The organism is Streptomyces flavofungini, assembly GCF_041028215.1.
Classification (GTDB): domain Bacteria; phylum Actinomycetota; class Actinomycetes; order Streptomycetales; family Streptomycetaceae; genus Streptomyces; species Streptomyces flavofungini_B.
On the sequence record NZ_JASKYR010000067.1, the window covers coordinates 1 to 18,338 of the forward strand.

Consider the following 18,338-nt stretch of genomic DNA (forward strand, 5'->3'; position numbering starts at 1 on the left):
GGGGTGGGCGGTGCGGGCTCCGGGAACGGTTGCGTCATTGCGATCCTCCAGCCAGTGGTTCGTCGGCTCCACCCCCGACTACCCGACGCCTTCGCCCCCAAGCCTTCCACTCTTCGGCACGCCCCGCTCACCACGCTCCGCCGACGGCGGCTCACACGCTCAGCGGACTCCGCGCCATACGGTCGTCGCCCGGCACCGGCTCGCCCGGATCGTCACCGAGAGCCACGACCCGATTGGCCTCGTCGACATGGACGACCCGCGGCTTCAGCGCCCGCGCCTCGGCGTCGTCGACCTGCGCGTAGCTGATGATGATCACCCGGTCGCCGGGGTGCACGAGGTGCGCGGCGGCACCGTTGATCCCGATGACACCGCTCCCGCGCTCCCCCTCGATGGTGTACGTCTCCAGGCGCGCGCCATTGGTGATGTCGACGATGTGCACGAGCTCACCGGGCAGCAGGTCTGCGGCGTCGAGAAGATCGGCGTCGATGGTGACGGACCCTACGTAGTGCAGGTCGGCCTGGGTGACGGTGGCGCGGTGGATCTTCGACTTGAACATGGTTCGGAACATCGTGAATCTCCCGAGGTGTCTGCTCCCTGCCCGCTGCTGCGGGTCAAGGGCGGTCTCAGGAGAGTACAACGGGGGCCTCACGGGCAACGGCGAGGCCGAGCCCCTCCAGGTTGCCGACCAACATCACCTGAGTGAGCGTGGTGGGGACAGAGGGCTCCGGAGGTGCGCCCGCTCCCGGCCGTTCGACTCTCGGCGCCCGATTCCCGGCGTTCGACTCTCGGCGCGCTCGATTCTCAGGAGGAACCATGGCGAAGCAGGACCCGAACCAGGAAGAGGGCCCGGCGGACGGCGGTGCGGCGGGTACGCCCGGCGTCCACGACGGCGGGGCCGACGGCGGGGCGGAAGGTCCCGCCGACGGAGGCGCGGCGGGCACGCCCGGCGTGCACGACGGCGGCGCCGACGGCGGGGCCGAGGGTCCTGCTGACGGTGGCGCGGCGGGCACCCCCGGCGTGCACGACGGAGGCGCCGACGGTGGGGCCGAGGGTCCTGCCGACGGGGGCGCGGCCGGGACACCCGGCGTGCACGACGGCGGAGCCGATGGAGGGGCCGAGGGTCCCGCCGACGGAGGCGCGGCCGGGACGCCCGGTGTGCGGGACGGTGGCGCCGACGGCGGCGCGGGCAAGTCTGGGCGCGGCGTTTGAGCGACACCCCGACCGGGCTCCAGGACACCGGCCCCGCCGCGGGCGCCGGTGTCCTGGAGGCACGTCTGACCGGTGGCCTGAGTCGGGCGGAGTTCGCCCGTAAGGTCTGGGCCCGCACCGCGCTGCTCACGCGCCGGGCGAGTGACTTCTCCGACCTGTTCTCCGCCGACGCCGTCGACGAGCTGGTCGCGCGGCGTGGGCTGCGTACGCCCTTCCTCCGCGTCGCCAAGGACGGCTCCACGCTTCCCGAGGCGTCGTTCACCTCGTCCGGCGGTATCGGCGCCACCGTCTCCGACCAGCTCGACGACACCGCGCTGTGGCGCGCGTTCGCCGACGGCGCCACGCTCGTCCTCCAGGCGCTGCACCGCACATGGGAGCCGGTGGCCGAGCTGGCCGCCCGGCTCGGCACCGAGCTGGGGCACCCCGTGCAGGCCAACGCCTACGTCACGCCGCCGCAGAACCGCGGCTTCGACGCCCACTACGACGTCCACGACGTCTTCGTGCTCCAGATCGAGGGCACCAAGCGCTGGATCGTCCACGAGCCCGTCCACCCCGACCCGCTGCGCGACCAGCCCTGGACCGACCGCCGCACCGCCGTCGCCGAGGCCGCGCGGGGCGAGCCGCACACCGACACCGTGCTCGAACCGGGCGACGTCCTCTATCTGCCGAGGGGCTGGCTGCACGCCGCCGAGGCGCAGGGCGAGGTCTCGGTCCATCTCACCCTCGGAGTCCACACCTGGACGCGCCACGCGCTGGCCGAACAGCTCGCCGAGGCCGCGCTCGCGACGCTGCGCGACGACCCCGGGATGCGCGGCACGCTGCCCCTGGGCACCGAGGGGCCGGGCGAGGAGCTGGAACGCGTACGCGAACACCTCCTCGCCGCGATCGCGGGCGCCGATCCCGCGCCGCTGTTCCACCGCGCCCGGCGGGGGCAGGCACGCCCCGCGCCGATGGGGCCGCTGGCCCAGCTCGCGGCCGTCGGCGAGCTGCGGGCCGACTCCCCGGTGCGGCTGCGCGCGTCGCTCGAGGCGCGCCTCGACGGCCCGCGCCTGCTCACCCGCGTGGGCTGGCTGGACTTCCCGCGGGCCGATCTGCCGTCGGTGGCCCGGATGCTCGACGGCGAGGTCCGCACCGCCGGTGATCTCGGCGTCGAACTCGTCCGGAGACTGCTGCGCGCGGGCGTCCTGGTCCCCGCCGAGCGGTGACGTGGCCGCGGTGAGCGCGGACGGACGCTTCTTCTGCGCCGACGCCGCCCAGAGCCGCGGCGACCCGCTCGCGGGCACGGCGCCGTACGGCTCCGTCTGGGTCCTGATCGAGTACCCGGGCGGCTGGCCGTCCAACGGCTTCGACGGCCTCGCCCTCGAACCGGCGGCCAAGAGCCTCGTGTTCGCCGCCGCCCAGGCCGTGCGGGCCCGCATCCTGCTGATCAGGCGGCACGGGCGCCGTGCGCCGGAGGGCCCCAGGCGGTGGGCCGTGCTGCACCACGACAGCGCGGGGGCCGACCGTCAGCGGTGGGGCACCTGGAGCCGTGACGAGGATCTGGCGGGGATCGCCGGGGCGCTCGCCGCCACGGGCGAACCCGGCCTGCCGCCCGTCGTCCTCGTCTGCACCCATGGCCAGCATGACACCTGCTGCGCCGTGCGCGGCCGTCCGGTCGGGCGCGCCCTGAGCGAGCGCTGGCCCGAGCTGGTGTGGGAGTGCAGCCATGTGGGCGGCGACCGGTTCGCCGCCAATGTCGTCGTGGCGCCCGACGGTGTCTACTACGGCGGTCTCGACGCCGCCACGTCCGTGGACACGGTCGCCGAGCACCTCGCCGACCGCGTCCACGGTGAGCACCTGCGCGGATACACGGACCTCTTTCCGCCACAGCAGGCCGTCGTAGCCGCCCTGCTCAGACGCTTCGGCCCGGCGGGGCGTTACGGCTACACGGTCGTCGCGACCGCCCGCGAACACGACCACTGGCGCATCCGCGTCCTCACCCGAACGCCCGTTCCTGCCGCCTTCGACATCGAGGTGCGCTCCCATCGCACGGCGCCCCGCCGGCTCACCTGCCGCGGCCTGTCGATGAGTTCCGCCGTCGTCTACGAGGTCACCTCGATCGGCGTCGTCCGGAGCCGTCCGCCCGGCCCCGCACCCCGCATGGGGTAGCCGCTCGCGCCCCGCGGTTGTGCCCGTCCCCACGACGGCGGACTCTGGAGAGGATGAACGGGGCTGATGTGGCGCCATGACTGCACGGAACGCCGAGCTGAGCACTGACTTCCGAGGTCCCCTCGACATCACCCGGGGGGCCACGGCGGTTCTCGACGCCCGCGACACGGTCATCGGCTGGAGCCCGGCCGCGGAGCGGCTCCTCGGGTACCCGTCCGGCGAGATCGTCGGGCACTCCCTGGCCACGTTCCTGCCGCCCGGGCCGGTGCCCTCCGCCGTCCCCGCCGGGTTCCGGGGGAACGAGATCCGGGTGGCCCGCCACCGTGACGGGTCCGAGCTGATCGTGGCCACGGCGGTGTGTCCGCTGGCGGACACCGGACCGGCAGGGCAGGTCCTCGTCCTGACGGAGCTGAGGGACCTGCGGCTGTGGGAGGCGCGGCTCGCCCTGCTGCACGGCCTCGCCACCCAGTCGCCCGTCGGCCTCGCGATCTACGACACCGATCTCCGTCTGGCCTGGTGCAACACGGCGTACGAGCTGGAGATGGGGCGGCCGTTCGCGGAGTTCCGCGGCTCGCGGGCCGATGAGATGTACTTCGAGGGCAAGTTCGTCACCAAGGGCCACCCGCAGACGCTCGACGCGGTGATGCGGCATGTGCTGGACACCGGAGAGCCCTTCCTCGACCTGCACTTCCAGGGCCGCCCGCCCAGCGACCCGGAGAACGGCCACCTCTGGTCCTGCGCCTACTACCGGCTCCAGGACGCCGACGGCCGCGTGATCGGCGTGTGCGAGGACGCCTTCGACATCTCCGCCCGCGACAAGGCCCAGCGGCACCTGGCGCTGCTCGTGGAGGCGGGGCGCGGCATCGGGACCGCCCTGGACGTGACGGCCACGGCCGAGAAGATCGCCGAGGTGGCCGTACCGGAGTTCGCCGTCGCCGTCACGGTCGACCTCGGCAGGGCGGTCCTCGACGGCGATGTGCCGGCCACCGGCTCCTCGGCCGCCATGGACCTGGTGCGGGTCGCCGCCCGCTGGGTCGGGGCCCCGCCGGACGGCCGGATCTCCGCCCCTTCCGCGGCGGACCGCTCCCCCGTCGCCTACCCGGCGGGCTCACCGCAGGACCGCAGCCTCGCCTCCGGCGGGCTCGTCCTTGAGGACACCGATCTCGTGGTGCCGCTGCGGGCCGAGAACAGCCTCCTCGGGCTCGTCACCCTCGTGCGCGGCACCGGTACGGCCACCTTCGACGGCGGCGAGGTGGCGCTCGCCGACGAACTGGTCGCCCGCGCGGCCGTGTCCATCGACAACGCCCGCCGCTTCACCCGGGAGCGCAACGCCTCGCTCGCCCTCCAGCGGCAGTTGCTGCCGCAGCGCCTGCCGGAACAGTCGGCGGTCGAGCTGGCCCACCGCTATCTGCCCACGGACGATGTGACCGGGGTCGGCGGCGACTGGTACGACGTCATCCCGCTCTCCGGGACCCGGGTCGGACTCGTGGTCGGTGACGTGGTCGGCCACGGGCTCCAGGCCGCCGCCACCATGGGCCGCCTCCGCACGACCGTACGCGCGTTCGCCCAGCTCGACATGGACCCCGTCGAACTGCTCTCGCGCCTCGACGACCTGGTGGCGCAGGCGGCGGACGAACACGGCGGCGGCCTGGGCACGCCCGACGGCGTCCACACCGATGTGACCACCGGGGCGACCTGCCTCTACGCGGTCTACGACCCGGTCACCCGGCGCTGTGTCATGGCGCGGGCCGGGCATCTGCCGCCCGCGGTCATCGATCCGACGGGACGGCCGTCCTTCCCCGACCTGCCCGCCGGACCGCCGCTCGGCCTCGGCGGCCTGCCGTTCGAGTCCACCGAGGTCGAACTGCCGGTGGGCAGCCTCCTCGCGCTCTTCACCGACGGCCTCGTCGAGGCCCGCGACCGCGACATCGACCATGGCCTCGACACCCTGGGCCGGGTGCTCAGCGACCGCGGCGCCTCGCTCGAAGAACTCTGCGACCGGGCGATCGCGGAACTCCTGCCGGGCGGCCCGACGGCCGACGACACCGCCCTGCTGCTCGTCCGCACCAGGGAACTCGACACCTCCCAGGTCGTCGAGTGGGAACTGCCCGCCGAGCCGGTCGCCGCGGGCCACGCCCGGGACCTCGCCACGCGCCAACTGCACGACTGGGGCTTCGAGGAGCTGTCGTTCACGACCGAACTCGTGGTCAGCGAGCTGGTCACCAACGCGGTCCGGTACGCCGAAGGGCCGATCCAGGTGCGTCTCATCCGGGACCGCACCCTGCTCTGCGAGGTCGCGGACACCGGCCACACCTCACCGCATCTGCGCCACAGCGGCGAGGACGACGAGGGCGGCCGCGGCCTGTTCATCGTCGCCCGCCTCGTCCAGCGCTGGGGCACGCGCTACACCCACTCCGGCAAGACCATCTGGACCGAACAGCCGCTCCCGCCGGCGGGGTGAGGGTGCGGCGGTGCCCCGAACGGCCCGCCGTGGTTGGCGTCGTCCGGCGGGGGTGGGTTTGCTGGGGGGCATGCGTGGGTTCGCCGACGAAGGGTCGCGCCCCGCGCCGTCGTGGGTCTCGCATGAACACCTCCGGCCCGGGGAACCCGGCGCTCCGGAAGCACGGCCACGACACCGGACAGCGGGGGCGAGGAGTGAGCGATGCGGGCACTGACATGGCAGGGCAGGCGCGATGTACGGGTGGAGACGGTTCCCGACCCCGTCATCAAGGATCCGACCGACGTGATCATCCGGATCACCTCCACCGGGATCTGCGGCTCGGACCTGCACCTGTACGAGGTTCTCGGACCGTTCCTGGACGCCGGTGACATCCTCGGCCACGAACCCATGGGCATCGTGGAGGAGATCGGCCCGGGGGTGACGAAGCTGGCGGTGGGCGACCGGGTCGTCGTGCCGTTCAACGTCTCCTGCGGCGACTGCTGGATGTGCGGCCACGGGCTGCACTCCCAGTGCGAGACGACGCAGAACCACGACCAGGGCACCGGCGCCTCCCTCTTCGGCTACACCAAGCTCTACGGCCAGGTGCCTGGCGGCCAGGCGGAGTACATGCGGGTGCCGTTCGGCAACACCCTGCCGGTCAAGGTGCCCGATGGGCCCGCCGACGACCGGTTCGTCTACCTCTCCGACGTGCTGCCCACCGCCTGGCAGGCCGTGGAGTACGCCGCGATCCCGCAGGGCGGCACCGTGACGGTGCTCGGTCTGGGGCCGATCGGGGCGATGGCCGCGCGGATCGCCAAGCACCGCGGGGCGAGCCTGGTCGTCGGCGTGGACCTGGTGCCCGAGCGGCTGAGCCGGGCCTCGCGCGACGGCGTCAAGGCCATCGACCTGCGCGGCCACGGCAAGGACATCGGCGACGCCATCCGCGAACTGACCGAGGGACGCGGCACCGACGCCGTGATCGACGCCGTCGGCATGGAGGCCCACGGCGCGCCGCTGGCCAGGGCCGCCCAGTGGGGCGTCGGCCTGCTGCCCGACGCGCTCGGCGCGAAGCTCATGGAGAAGGCGGGCATCGACCGGCTGGGCGCCCTGTACGCGGCGATCGACATCGTCCGCCGCGGCGGCACGGTCTCGCTCTCCGGCGTCTACGGAGGCGCCGCGGACCCGATGCCGCTCCTGAAGATGTTCGACAAGCAGATCCAGTTCCGCATGGGCCAGGCCAACGTCCACCGCTGGGTCGGCGACATCCTGCCGCTCCTCACCGACGAGGACCCGCTCGGCGTCGACGGCTTCGCCACGCACCACCTCTCCCTGGAGGAAGCCCCCAAGGCGTACGAGACGTTCCAGGCCAAGGAGGACGGCATGATCAAGACTTTGCTGCGCCCGTGATGGGCACCATCGGGAGTACGGACGACCTCGGCGGTCTCTCCGCCGTCGTGACCGGCGGGTCGCGCGGCCTCGGGCTGCTCCTGGCCGACCGGCTGCTCGCCCGGGGCTGCGCCGTCACGATCGCCGCGCGCGACGGCGGCGAGCTCGATCGGGCGCGCGCCAAGCTGCTCGGCCGCCACCCCTCGGCGGCCGTGCGCACGACGGTCTGCGACGTACGAGACCAGGCGGCCGTGCGCGAGCTGTTCACCGCCGCGCGCGAGGCCCTCGGCGGCGTCGACATCGTCATCGCCAACGCCGGGATCATCCAGGTCGCGCCGCTGGAGTCGCTGCGCGCCGAGGAGTTCGACGACGCCATGCGGACGATATTCCACGGCGCCCTGCACACGGCCCTCGAAGCCCTCCCCCACCTCAGGAAGAGCCCGTCGGGCGGCAGGCTCGCGCTCATCTCCTCCGTCGGCGGGCTGCTCGGCGTACCGCATCTGCTGCCATACTCCTGCGCCAAGGCCGCGATCGGCGTCCTCGGCGAGGGGCTGCGTGCCGAGACGGCGGGCAGCGGCATGAGCGTGACGTCCGTGTATCCGGGCCTGATGCGCACCGGCTCCCATCTGCACGCGAAGTTCGGCGGCGCGCGGAGCCAGGAGTACGGGTGGTTCTCCACGCTCGCGGGGACCCCGCTGGTGTCGATGAACGCGGGCCGCGCCGCCGAGCGCATCGTGCGGGCCGTCGTCCGGCGCCGCACCCGCCTGGTGCTGACCCCCGCCGCACGCGCCGCCGGTCTGGCGCACGGGATCGCCCCGACGGCGACCACCCGGCTCAGCGGCGTCGCCGCCCGCCTCCTGCCCAGCGCTCCCGGCGGCCCCGGCGGCCAGCGCGAGGGCCGGGACATCGCACCGCCCGGCGGAAAGGTCTCCCGGACCGTGCAGCGGGCCGGGAGCGCCCTCAACGAACGGGCCGCCCGCGCGTACAACGAGCGCGACGAGAAACCCTGACAGCCAGGCGCCGGCCGCTGGGACCACAGCGACCGGCGCCGCCATCCTCCGTACGGAATCTGGACGCCCGGGAAACCGGCGGCCAGGAGAGAGCGAGGTCGTCATGCCTGCTGGATCGAGCAAGAAGCGCGAGCGTCAGTACGAGCACATCAAGGACAGCGCCGAGGACCGCGGGGCGTCCGAGGGCCGGGCCAAGGAGATCGCGGCCCGTACGGTCAACAAGGAGCGGGCCCGCTCGGGCGAGTCGAGGACGGCCAGCAGGACGTCGACGAAGGACCCCAAGTCCGCCCCCCAGCGCGGCGGGGAGCGCTCGCACAGCGGCGCCCAGGGCCCCACCAGGGACCAGCTCTACGAAGAGGCGAAGAAGAAGAACGTCGAGGGCCGCTCCTCGATGAACAAGCAGCAGCTCAAGAAGGCCCTCGGCCGCTGAGACCGGCCCTTGCGACGAGGTGCCCGCGGACCACCGCGGGCACCTCGTCGCAAGGGGGCCACACAGCCCCGTTCACCCCTCGTCCGCGCCCGGACGGTCGTCGCGGTGCCGGTTTCCCGGCAGGATCTCCTGGATCTTCGACTTGATGCCCTGCCGGACCATTCCGGCCCGGTCGCTGTCCCCCTTGAGGACCGCGGACGCCGCGGCCTCGATCTGGTCGAGCGAGGCGTGCGGCGGGATCGGCGGCACCGCCGGGTCGGTGCGGAAGTCGATGACGAAGGGCCGGTCGGCGGCGAGCGCCTGCGTCCAGGCCGACCGCACGTCGCCGGGCTTCTCGACCCGGGTGCCCGCGAGCCCCACGGAACGGGCGAAGTCGGCGTAGCGCACGTCCGGAATGCTCTGCGAGGGCTCGAACTGCGGGGCGCCCTCCATGGCCCGCATCTCCCAGGTGACCTGGTTCAGGTCGCCGTTGTTCAGCACGGCGACGACGAGCCGCGGATCGCTCCACCGCTCCCAGTACTTGGCGATGGTGATGAGTTCGGCCATGCCGTTCATCTGCATCGCGCCGTCCCCGACGAGGGCGATCGCGGGCCGGTCCGGGTGGGCGAACTTGGCGCCGATGACGTACGGCACGCCGGGCCCCATGGTCGCGAGCGTCCCCGAGAGCGAGCCGCGCATGGTGCCGCGCATGCGCAGATGCCGCGCGTACCAGTTGGCCGCGGAGCCCGAGTCGGCGGCGAGGATGACGTCGTCGGGCAGCAGTTCGTCCAGGGCGTGGACCACGTACTCGGGGTTGACCGGGTCGGCGTCCACCGCGGCGCGCCGCTGCATCACCTCCCACCAGCGGGCGGTGTCCTTCTCGATCTTCTTGCGCCACGCACCGTGCTTCTTGCGGTCGAGCCGCGGCAGCAGGGCCTTGAGGGTCTCCCGCGCGTCACCGATGAGGTTGACCTCGAAGGGGTAGCGCAGCCCGACCATGGAGGCGTCGATGTCGATCTGCACCGCCCGCGCCTGGTCGAACTCGGGCAGGAACTGCGAGTACGGGAAGCTCGACCCCACCACGAGCAGGGTGTCGCAGTCCCGCATCATCTCGTACGAGGGCCTGGTGCCGAGGAGCCCGATGGACCCCGTCACGAACGGCAGGTCGTCCGGCAGCGCGTCCTTGCCGAGCAGGGCCTTGGCGACTCCGGCGCCGAGCACGTCGGCCAGCTCCACGACCTCGGCGCGGGCGCCGCGCGCGCCCTGCCCGATCAGGACGGCGACCTTCTCACCGGCGTTCAGGATCTCGGCCGCGCGGTCGATGTCCTGGGGGGCGGGCACCGGCGCGCCCGCGGCGACGCCGAGGCTGGAGGGCACCATCTTGAAGGCGTGCGTGGGCGGTGAGTACTCCAGGTCCTGGACGTCGGCGGGGACGATCACGGCCGTGACGGTCCGCTTGGCGCAGGCGACGCGCAGGGCCCGGTCGATGACGTTCGGCAGCTGCTCGGGGACCGTCACCATCTCGCAGAACTCCGAGGCGACGTCCTTGTAGAGGCTGAGGAGGTCGACCTCCTGCTGGTAGGAGCCGCCCATCGCGCTGCGGTTGGTCTGGCCGACGATCGCCACGACCGGTACGTGGTCGAGCTTGGCGTCGTAGAGGCCGTTGAGCAGGTGGATGGCGCCGGGGCCCGACGTCGCGGCGCACACGCCGGTCTTGCCGGAGAACTTGGCGTACCCCACGGCCTGGAACGCGGCCATCTCCTCGTGCCGCGCCTGGATGAACTCCGGCTTGTTGTCCGCGCGGCCCCACGCCGCGAGCAGACCGTTGATGCCGTCGCCCGCGTAGGAGAAGACATGGTCGACATCCCATGCGCGCAGGCGCTCCAGGATGTGGTCGGAAACCTTGAAGGTCACGTGCATTCCTCTCGAATTGTCCGGTGGCCTCCGCACGCGTACCCGGTGACCGGGGCGCATCACGGGCCGACCGTCCCTTTCTCAGGCCGCCTCGCTCTTCTGCCCTTGGAGGGCCTCGACGAGCTGCTCCCGGGTCATCTTCGAGCGGCCCGGGAGGTCCGCGTCGGTGGCGAGCCGGTAGAGCTCGCTCCTGGTGAGCGAGGAGAGGTCCCGCGTCGACTGCCGTGTCTTCTTCGACTGCTGTTGCTTCTTCGGCTGCTGCGTCCTGCTCGGCTGCTGCTGCTTCTTCGGCTGCTGCGTCTTGCTCGACTGCTGTGTCTTGCTCGGCTGCTGCCGCTGCCTCTTCGCCTGCCGGGTCTTGTGCGACCGCTCGACGCTGCGTTCCAGGGCCGACATGAGGTCGACGACGTTGGTGGCCTCGGGCGGCCCCTCCTCGCCGACGACTTCCCTGCCCTCGCTCTTGGCCTCGACGAGCTCCTTGACGCGTTCCTCGTAGGTGTCGTGGTAGTCGCCCGGGTCCCAGTCGATGCTGAGGGTGTCGATGAGCTGCTGGGCCGTCCTCAGTTCGCGGTCGGCCACCTTGGGGCGCCGGGCGGGCAGGGCGTCCAGGTCCTTGCGCGGGTCGCGGACCTCGTCGGCCCAGTGCATCGTGTGCATCACCAGGACGTCGTCCTGGGCGCGCAGCGCCGTCAGGTACTGCTTGCCGCGCATGGTGAGGGTGGCGATGCCCGCCTTGCCCGACCGCCGCAGGGCCGCGCGGAGCAGCTCGTAGACCTTGTCGTACTCCTTGCCGCGCGGCGCGACGTAGTAGGTGCGGTCGAAGTAGACGGGCTCGATCCGGTCGAGGTCGACGAAGCCCGTCATGTCGATGACCTTCGACTTGCCGGGGGCGATGTCGTCGAGCTCCTCGGGTTCGACGACGACGTGGTCGCCCTGGCCGAGGTCGTACCCCTTCACGATGTCGTCGTTGCCCACTTCCTTCCCGGTGCGCTCGTTCACCCGCTTGTACCGGATGCGGTCGCCCGTGCCCCGCTGGAGCTGGTGGAAGTGGACGGTGTGGTCCTCGGTCGCGGTGAAGAGCCCCACGGGCACGGTGACGAGCCCGAAGGTCAGCACCCCGCTCCAGATCGGTCTGGCCATCAGCTCTCGTCTCCTCCACCGGCCGCTGCCCCGGGCACCCCCGTGCCGGGATGGTCACGTAAGAGGAATGACCGCATCACCGGCGGCCACCGCACGCCGTACGCGCCGCTTGCCCCGAAAGGATGACCGCCGTGCTGACGGCCCGGCCCGCCGCCGGGGGGCTCCCTGCGCGCCCCGCTGGTGGCGAGGCGTCAGCTCCGTTAGAGCGCGGCGGCGGAGGGTACCTCTGACCGGTCGGCGCACCCCCGCGCCGCCACTGGGGCCTTTCGTTTGGATCAGGCCGGGAGGCACGCATGGACGCTTCGGTGGACCGGATCGCGGAGCCGTGGGGCACCCGCTCCCCGTACGGCAGGCACGAGCCGTGGCCGGTCCGGGTCGACACCCACCTGGCCGACGGGGTCACCCCCGACGCCGTCGACCGGTGGGTGCAGACGGCTTCCCTCCTGCACTCCGACGGCGACGCGATGGACATCGCCGTCAAGGACGGCCGCATGGCCGGGGTGCGCGGCCGGGCCGTGGACCGCGTGAACCGCGGCCGTCTGGGGCCGAAGGACCTCTTCGGCTGGCAGGCCAACGGCTCCCCCGACCGGCTGACCCGGCCGCTGGTGCGGCGGGACGGGCGTCTCGTGGAGTGCGACTGGGACACCGCCCTCGACCGGATCGTCTCCCGCTCCAAGGCCCTGCTCGACGAGCGCGGCCCGGGGTCGATCGGCTTCTACACCTCCGGGCAGCTCTTCCTTGAGGAGTACTACACGCTGGCCGTGCTCGTACGGGCCGGGATCGGCACCAACCACCTGGACGGCAACACCCGGCTGTGCACGGCGACGGCGGCCGAGGCGCTCAAGGAGTCCTTCGGCAGCGACGGGCAGCCCGGCAGCTACGACGACATCGACCACGCGGACGTCATCGCGCTGTACGGCCACAACCTCGCCGAGACCCAGCCGGTGCAGTGGATGCGCGTCCTGGACCGCCTCGGAGGCGCCGATCCGCCCCGGTTGATCTGCGTGGACCCGCGCCCCACGCCGGTGGCCCGCGAGGCCGCCGTACATCTCGCGCCGCGCGGCGGCACCAATGTGGCGCTGCTCAACGCCCTGTTGCACGAGGTGATCCGCACCGGCCGCGTCGACCACGACTACGTCGCGGCCCGCACGGTCGGCTACGACGAACTGGCCGCCCGGGTCGCGCGGTGCACACCGGAGTGGGCGGCCGGGATCTGCGACGTGCCCGCGGGCCGCATCAGGGAGGCGGCCGAGATCATCGGCGGCGCCGAGCGCATGCTGTCCACGGTGCTCCAGGGCGTGTACCAGTCCCACCAGGCCACGGCCGCCGCCGTCCAGGTCAACAATCTCCACCTGCTGCGCGGCATGCTCGGCCGCCCCGGCGCCGGGGTGCTCCAGATGAACGGCCAGCCCACCGCGCAGAACACCCGCGAGTGCGGCGCGGACGGCGACCTGCCCGGCTTCCGCAACTGGCAGAACGACGAGCACGTCGCCGACCTGGCGCGCGTCTGGAACGTCGACCCGATGACCATCCCGCACTACGCGCCGCCCACCCATGCGATGCAGATCTTCCGGTACGCCGAGCAGGGTTCGCTCCGCATGCTGTGGATCAGCGGCACCAACCCGGCGGTCTCCCTGCCCGAACTGTCCCGCGTCCGCGCGGTCCTGGCCTCGGAGGGGCTCATGGTCGTCGTGCAGGACCTCTTCCTGACCGAGACGGCGCGGCTGGCCGATGTCGTGCTGCCCGCGGCGACCTGGGGCGAGAAGACAGGGACGTTCACCAACGCCGACCGGACGGTGCACCTGTCCGACAAGGCCGTCGAACCACCCGGCGAGGCCCGGCCCGACCTGGACATCTTCCTCGACTACGCGGCCCGGATGGACTTCCGTGACAAGGACGGCGGCCCCCTGATCACCTGGCACGACCCGGAGTCGGCGTTCGAGGCGTGGAAGCGGTGCAGCGCCGGACGGCCGTGCGACTACACCGGGATCGGCTACGCCGGGCTGCGCGGCGGCAGCGGCGTGCAGTGGCCGTGCGACGAGCGCTCCCCCGGGGGCACCGCACGCCTCTACGCCGACGGCTTCGACTGGGCCGCTCCCGACCGGTGCGAGGAGTACGGCAAGGATCTCGTCACGGGCGCGTCGAACGACGCGGCGGCGTACCGCGCCGCCAATCCCGACGGCAAGGCGATGCTCAAGGGCGCGGAGTACCTGCCGCCGCACGAACAACCCGACGCGGCCCATCCGTTCCAGCTCACCACCGGCCGCACGATCTACCACTTCCACACCCGGACGAAGACCGGCCGCGCGCCGCAGCTCAACGACGCCGCCCCCGATGTGTGGGTGGAGGCGTCGGCCGCCGACGCGGACGCGCTCGGCTGCCGGGAAGGGGATTTGATGGAGATCGCCACCCCGCGCGGCTCGCTGCGCGCCCGGCTGCGGATCACCGGCATCCGGCCCGGCCTGCTCTTCGTGCCGTTCCACTACGGCTACTGGGACACCCCCGCGGGCAGCGGCCCCGCTCCCGGCACGCCCGGCCGCGCGGCCAACGAGGCCACCGTCACCGACTGGGACCCGGTCTCCAAGCAGCCCCTGTTCAAGACGGGCGCGGCGGCCCTGCGCCGCGTCGAGGGAGCCTGCGAATGAAGGGCGTCGAGCTGCTGCTGCGTAACCTCCACGACGGCGAGACCCGCATGGCCGGAGAGCTGACGGCGGTCGCCGGGCACCATGCCGGGGAGCCCGAGGTCCGCCACGTCGCCAAGGACCTCGCCACGTGGTCCCGCGCGCATGTCCGCCGTCTCGCCGACGCGGCCGGGGAGCGCCGTCTGGCCCTGGAAGGACCGCCGGACCCGTCTGCCGCCGCCTTCCTGCGGGCACCGGCGGCCACGGCGTCGCGGGCGGACCGGGAGACGGGGCACCCGGGCCTGCTGCTCCTCGGCGATCTCCGCGCGCTGCACCTCGCGGCGTCGGAGAACTCCCTGCACTGGGTGATGCTCGCCCAGGCCGCGCAGGCCACGAGGGACCCCCGGCTGCTCCAACTCACCACTGAGTGCCACCCGCAGACGCTCCGTCAGATCAACTGGACCGACACCATGGTCAAGACACTCTCGCCGCAGATCCTCACCGGCCTCTGAACACTCCCGCCCCTCACTCCACCGCCCCCCACAGCGCGGAGAGCACATCGGGATAGACCGCGAGGTAGATGTCGGCGGCGGTGATGCGCAGGACGTGGCGGGTCAGCCGGTGCGCGGCGACCACCCGCAGGCGCAGGCCGAGTTGGTCCGCCAGGCGCTGGGTCTCCTCCAGCACGCTGACGGCCGCCGCGGTCAGGCACGGGGTGCGCAGGTCGACCACGGCCACCTGTGTTCCGGCTGATCTGAGCAGGCGGGCCAGGTCGTCACGGACGCGTGCGGCGTTGTCGAGGTCGACGATCTCCACCAGTGGGATCACGATCGGATCCGCGGCGGCGTCGCCGAAGAAGTGCGGCAGGGACACGGGGAAGCTCCAGAGCACTGTTCAGCCCATGGGCAGCCGCTGCCTGACTACGCCTCTGGCAAGAGCCTAACGGTGCTTGGCGGCACCGGCACCGGTTTTGAGCGGGCGAACCGAAGTGCGATGCGCGTTCGAGGCATGAAGCGCCCCCCGGGGGTACTCGCCTTTGGTATATGCCCCCCTCGCTCTCCCCTCCCGAAAGGCGCTGCCGCACCATGACCGCCGTAGAGCCCGGTCTGCCCGGGATCGGAGAACAGGCCCTGGCACAGCTCCAGTCACTGCTGCTCGGCTCCGACCGGCTGGAGGGTTTCCTCCAGGACCTGGTCGTGCTCGCCGCGGATCTGCTGCCGGTGCGGGTGCACTGCTCCATCACGCTCGCCTCGCCGGACCATCTGCGCACCGCCGCCGCGAGCGACGATCTCGTCCACCGGCTCGACCAGGAGCAGTACGACGCTGACGACGGCCCCTGCCTGGCGGCGCTGCGGACCGGTGAGATCCACGCGGTCGGCGACCTCAGCGGCGGCAGCCGCTTCCCCGGCTTCGCCGAGCGCGCCCTGCTGCACGGCATCCACTCCGCGCTCGCGCTGCCCCTGACGCCGCCGGGCAAGTGCGGCACCGGCGTGATGAACCTCTACGCCGACACGGCGGACGGCTTCCCCGGCCCCGTGCGCGACCAGGCCGCCGTCTTCGCCGGGCACGCGGCGGGGGCGCTCGGCGTCGCCCAGAAGATCGCCCGGCAGGCGCGCTTCAGCGAGCACTTACAGACCGCGCTCGCCTCGCGCACGGAGATCGACCAGGCCCTCGGCATCATCATGTCGCAGCAGCGCTGCACCGCCCTTGAGGCCTTCGAGATCCTCTCGCGCGCCTCGCAGAACCAGAACAAGAAGGTCCGCGACCTCGCCGCCACTCTGATCACCAAGGTCAGCGGCGCCCCGCCGACCCCGGTGACTCCCCTTCAGCCGCCGGAGCGGCTCTGACGGACGGCGCGAGGGGCCGCCCCTCCCTCACTCGGTCCGCCGCTTCGTCAGCTCGGCGACCAGGTCGACGACGTCACCGACCGTGCGTACGTAGGCGAGCTGCTCCCGCTCCACGCGCTGGCCGAGGTCGCGCTCCAGGGCCGTGATGAGGTCCACGTAGTCCATGGAGTCCACGCCCAGGTCCTCGCGGAGACTGGTGCGCGGGTCCGCCACGTCCTCCCTCGGCACCACCACGGCCTCGGCCACGAGCGTGATCACCCGCTCCTGGATCTGTTCCCGGTTCATGCTGTCCCTTCCCGTGCGATCGGTACGCCCGCCGATGGCGGGCCGGGGTTCTCACTCGACGTCGACGAGGGACGTGTCGCCGTCACCCCGGCGTTCGGCCATCGGCACGAGGTTCTGCTGGGACTCCAGGAGGTGCTTCTTGTCCGTGGCCGCTCCGGTCACCCGGCTGACGTTGGCCTCGCGCAGGGTCATGCGCTCGGGGTCGATGCGGATGACCTTCCAGGCCAGATGGGTCTTCTCCAGGGTCCAGATGAGGACGGCGGAGAGGTCGACCTCGTACCACTTCATGCCGTGCCTGGCCGAGCGCGGGAAGGCGTGGTGGTTGTTGTGCCAGGCCTCGCCGAAGGAGGGGACGGCCAGCCAGGCCACGTTGCGGGACTGGTCGGTGGTCTCGAAGCGGCGGCGGCCGAAGACATGAGCGATGGAGTTGACGGCGTAGGTCATGTGGTTGATGAGGAAGATGCGGACCAGGCCGCCCCAGAGCATGCCGGTCAGACCGGCGCGCAGCTCGCCGCCGGTGAGCGCGTAGGCGAGGAGGCCGGGCAGCACGACGCTGGACGCGGTGACCAGGACGAGGTGCTGGCTGAGCCAGCGCAGTGGCTTCTCCCGTACGAGGTCGGGGCAGTAGCGCATCGGGTCGGAGGAGAGGTTGACGTCGAAGAGCCAGCCGAGATGGGCGTGCCAGAGACCGGCCATCGTGCCCCGGAACCCCGGCTCGAAGTCCAGGTGGGGTGAGTGGGGGTCACCGGGCTTATCGGCGACGCGGTGGTGTTTGCGGTGGTGGGCGGCCCAGATCAGGGGTGGGCCCTGACCGGCCATGACACCCGCGGTGGCCAGGGCGACGCGGATGGGCCGGTAGGTCTCGAAGGAGCGGTGGGTGAGCATGCGGTGGTAACCGGCGGAGATGCCGAAGCCGGAGATCGCGTACATGATGACCAGCACCACGACGTCCGACCAGCCGAAGGTCTGATTCCACAGCAGGCCCATCGCGCCGAAGACCGCGACCAGCGGTAACAGCGACGCCCCAAGGATGAACCAGCGGTGCTTCCTGCCGTCCATGTTCCTCTCACTTCCGGAAGTCGGGTGTTGCACGGTCTGTCTGGTGGAACTGCTCTGACCCCGGCGACAGGCGCGTGAACCACTCACGCAGCACTCGTGCGGTCGTCGCGGCCCTGCCCTCGATGATCGAGAAGTGGTCGGCGAGAACGGTCTCGGTGGTGTCCGCCGCCTGCCAGGTGGGATCGGTGGAGGCGCCGGGCGCCGCGTCGGGGGCGGTGGCCCGGACCGAGAGCGTCGGGGCCTTGCTGCTTCCGTGCGCCCCCGGGTCGTACAGGCGCAAGTAGGCGCCCATCGCCAGCAGGTTGTCGTCGTTCACGACGACGCCGGTCGGGTCGCGGTCGAGGATCTCGCCCATCGCCCACACGAAGAGCGCGTCGCGCTCACCGGGAGCGCCGATGTCGTACGTGTCGACCATGGCGACGCCCAGCGGACCGCTCCCCGCCGCCTCCAGGCGCTCGGCGAGGGCCTGGGCCAGCAGACCGCCCGCCGAGTGCCCGACCAGGACGTACGGTTCGCCGCCCGCCGCCTGGAGCGCGGTCTCCGCCAGGGCCTCGACGACCACGTCCCAGGTGGCGGGCAGCGGCGCCCGCTTGCCGAAGCCGGGCAGGACGAGGGCGGTCGTACGTGTGCGCGGCGCGAACTCGGCCGCCAGACGGGCGAACTGGTGGGGCCCGGAGCCCGCGAGGAACGAGGGCACACAGATGACGCCCGGTGCCTTGTCGCCGTCGGTGGCGAGGACGCTGCGGGGCGCGCCGTTCAGTTCGGCCGTGGAGGCGAAGGCCGGGCGGAAACGGGACGCGGCGGCGAGAACGGGCACCGCGTCGCCGAGGGCGCGCTCGACATGGGCGCGGCGGAGCATGGCGGTGAAGG

The 18,338-nt window shown here is 72.4% G+C and carries 17 protein-coding genes; 10 read left to right on the top strand and 7 right to left on the bottom strand.

From position 1 onward, the window contains the following. Positions 1 to 151 precede the first annotated feature (151 nt). Entirely contained in the window at positions 152 to 568 is a 417-nt protein-coding gene (panD, locus tag AB8Z36_RS07390) for an aspartate 1-decarboxylase (protein WP_369212384.1), read from the bottom strand. A 245-nt stretch (positions 569 to 813) separates the two neighbouring features. On the opposite strand from panD, the gene AB8Z36_RS07395 reads away from it, so the two are divergent. The 7 genes from AB8Z36_RS07395 (at position 814) to AB8Z36_RS07425 (ending at position 8,623) form a co-directional block, all read left to right on the top strand. After that, positions 814 to 1,209, top strand: a complete 396-nt coding sequence (locus tag AB8Z36_RS07395) for a BatC protein (RefSeq protein WP_369212385.1) — start codon at positions 814 to 816, stop codon at positions 1,207 to 1,209. Next, positions 1,206 to 2,414 (top strand): cupin domain-containing protein, encoded by a 1,209-nt coding sequence (locus tag AB8Z36_RS07400; protein WP_369212386.1) that lies wholly within the window; start codon positions 1,206 to 1,208, stop codon positions 2,412 to 2,414. The genes AB8Z36_RS07395 and AB8Z36_RS07400 overlap by 4 nt, the downstream gene beginning before the upstream one ends. Positions 2,415 to 2,424: 10 nt before the next feature. After that, positions 2,425 to 3,357 carry a sucrase ferredoxin gene (locus AB8Z36_RS07405; RefSeq protein ID WP_369212387.1) on the top strand — a complete coding sequence of 311 codons (933 nt, stop codon included), beginning with the start codon at positions 2,425 to 2,427 and terminating at the stop codon, positions 3,355 to 3,357. Positions 3,358 to 3,433: 76 nt separating this feature from the next. Further along, positions 3,434 to 5,818, top strand: coding sequence for a SpoIIE family protein phosphatase (locus AB8Z36_RS07410; protein WP_369212388.1), 2,385 nt, complete (start codon positions 3,434 to 3,436; stop codon positions 5,816 to 5,818). 201 nt (positions 5,819 to 6,019) lie between these two features. Next, positions 6,020 to 7,204, top strand: a complete 1,185-nt coding sequence (locus tag AB8Z36_RS07415) for a zinc-dependent alcohol dehydrogenase (protein ID WP_369212389.1) — start codon at positions 6,020 to 6,022, stop codon at positions 7,202 to 7,204. Then, positions 7,204 to 8,193, top strand: a complete 990-nt coding sequence (locus tag AB8Z36_RS07420) for an SDR family NAD(P)-dependent oxidoreductase (protein WP_369212400.1) — start codon at positions 7,204 to 7,206, stop codon at positions 8,191 to 8,193. Before AB8Z36_RS07415 ends, AB8Z36_RS07420 begins: the two co-directional genes overlap by 1 nt. Before the next feature lie 103 nt (positions 8,194 to 8,296). Then, positions 8,297 to 8,623, top strand: a complete 327-nt coding sequence (locus AB8Z36_RS07425) for a plasmid stabilization protein (protein ID WP_369212390.1) — start codon at positions 8,297 to 8,299, stop codon at positions 8,621 to 8,623. Between the two features lie 72 nt (positions 8,624 to 8,695). On the opposite strand, the gene AB8Z36_RS07430 is transcribed toward AB8Z36_RS07425, so the two are convergent. Both AB8Z36_RS07430 and ku read right to left on the bottom strand, forming a co-directional pair. Then, on the bottom strand, positions 8,696 to 10,516 hold the full coding sequence (locus AB8Z36_RS07430) for a thiamine pyrophosphate-requiring protein (protein WP_369212391.1): 1,821 nt from the start codon (positions 10,514 to 10,516) through the stop codon (positions 8,696 to 8,698). 81 nt (positions 10,517 to 10,597) lie between these two features. After that, positions 10,598 to 11,656 carry a non-homologous end joining protein Ku gene (gene ku / locus AB8Z36_RS07435; protein WP_369212392.1) on the bottom strand — a complete coding sequence of 353 codons (1,059 nt, stop codon included), beginning with the start codon at positions 11,654 to 11,656 and terminating at the stop codon, positions 10,598 to 10,600. A 293-nt stretch (positions 11,657 to 11,949) separates the two neighbouring features. Here ku and AB8Z36_RS07440 point away from each other — a divergent pair, with 293 nt between their 5' ends. Both AB8Z36_RS07440 and AB8Z36_RS07445 read left to right on the top strand, forming a co-directional pair. Next, positions 11,950 to 14,301 carry a molybdopterin oxidoreductase family protein gene (locus tag AB8Z36_RS07440; RefSeq protein ID WP_369212393.1) on the top strand — a complete coding sequence of 784 codons (2,352 nt, stop codon included), beginning with the start codon at positions 11,950 to 11,952 and terminating at the stop codon, positions 14,299 to 14,301. After that, positions 14,298 to 14,789 (top strand): hypothetical protein, encoded by a 492-nt coding sequence (locus tag AB8Z36_RS07445; protein WP_369212394.1) that lies wholly within the window; start codon positions 14,298 to 14,300, stop codon positions 14,787 to 14,789. Before AB8Z36_RS07440 ends, AB8Z36_RS07445 begins: the two co-directional genes overlap by 4 nt. 13 nt (positions 14,790 to 14,802) lie before the next feature. Here the strand turns inward: AB8Z36_RS07445 and AB8Z36_RS07450 are convergent, their stop codons facing one another. After that, entirely contained in the window at positions 14,803 to 15,150 is a 348-nt protein-coding gene (locus tag AB8Z36_RS07450; RefSeq protein WP_369212395.1) for a hypothetical protein, read from the bottom strand. 212 nt (positions 15,151 to 15,362) lie between these two features. Here AB8Z36_RS07450 and AB8Z36_RS07455 point away from each other — a divergent pair, with 212 nt between their 5' ends. Continuing rightward, entirely contained in the window at positions 15,363 to 16,124 is a 762-nt protein-coding gene (locus tag AB8Z36_RS07455; protein ID WP_369212396.1) for a GAF and ANTAR domain-containing protein, read from the top strand. A gap of 27 nt (positions 16,125 to 16,151) precedes the next feature. Here the strand turns inward: AB8Z36_RS07455 and AB8Z36_RS07460 are convergent, their stop codons facing one another. The 3 genes from AB8Z36_RS07460 to AB8Z36_RS07470 all read right to left on the bottom strand — a co-directional run. Continuing rightward, the gene (locus AB8Z36_RS07460) at positions 16,152 to 16,409 is read right to left on the bottom strand and encodes an acyl carrier protein (RefSeq protein ID WP_369212397.1); all 258 of its coding nucleotides are present in this window, start codon (positions 16,407 to 16,409) and stop codon (positions 16,152 to 16,154) included. Between the two features lie 51 nt (positions 16,410 to 16,460). Continuing rightward, a complete protein-coding gene (locus AB8Z36_RS07465; RefSeq protein WP_369212398.1) occupies positions 16,461 to 17,468 on the bottom strand; it encodes an acyl-CoA desaturase in 1,008 nt (335 codons plus the stop codon). A 7-nt stretch (positions 17,469 to 17,475) separates the two neighbouring features. Next, on the bottom strand, positions 17,476 to 18,338 hold an 863-nt coding region (locus AB8Z36_RS07470), incomplete at its 5' end, for an alpha/beta fold hydrolase (protein WP_369212399.1).

Excerpts from the sequence above, each read along its gene's own strand:
- panD (WP_369212384.1), bottom strand. The coding sequence starts at position 568 with ATGTTCCGAACCATGTTCAAGTCGAAGATCCACCGCGCCACCGTCACC.
- AB8Z36_RS07395 (WP_369212385.1), top strand. The coding sequence starts at position 814 with ATGGCGAAGCAGGACCCGAACCAGGAAGAGGGCCCGGCGGACGGCGGT.
- AB8Z36_RS07410 (WP_369212388.1), top strand. The coding sequence starts at position 3,434 with ATGACTGCACGGAACGCCGAGCTGAGCACTGACTTCCGAGGTCCCCTC.
- AB8Z36_RS07415 (WP_369212389.1), top strand. The coding sequence starts at position 6,020 with ATGCGGGCACTGACATGGCAGGGCAGGCGCGATGTACGGGTGGAGACG.
- AB8Z36_RS07420 (WP_369212400.1), top strand. The coding sequence starts at position 7,204 with ATGGGCACCATCGGGAGTACGGACGACCTCGGCGGTCTCTCCGCCGTC.
- AB8Z36_RS07425 (WP_369212390.1), top strand. The coding sequence starts at position 8,297 with ATGCCTGCTGGATCGAGCAAGAAGCGCGAGCGTCAGTACGAGCACATC.
- ku (WP_369212392.1), bottom strand. The coding sequence starts at position 11,656 with ATGGCCAGACCGATCTGGAGCGGGGTGCTGACCTTCGGGCTCGTCACC.
- AB8Z36_RS07440 (WP_369212393.1), top strand. The coding sequence starts at position 11,950 with ATGGACGCTTCGGTGGACCGGATCGCGGAGCCGTGGGGCACCCGCTCC.
- AB8Z36_RS07445 (WP_369212394.1), top strand. The coding sequence starts at position 14,298 with ATGAAGGGCGTCGAGCTGCTGCTGCGTAACCTCCACGACGGCGAGACC.
- AB8Z36_RS07455 (WP_369212396.1), top strand. The coding sequence starts at position 15,363 with ATGACCGCCGTAGAGCCCGGTCTGCCCGGGATCGGAGAACAGGCCCTG.
- AB8Z36_RS07460 (WP_369212397.1), bottom strand. The coding sequence starts at position 16,409 with ATGAACCGGGAACAGATCCAGGAGCGGGTGATCACGCTCGTGGCCGAG.
- AB8Z36_RS07465 (WP_369212398.1), bottom strand. The coding sequence starts at position 17,468 with ATGGACGGCAGGAAGCACCGCTGGTTCATCCTTGGGGCGTCGCTGTTA.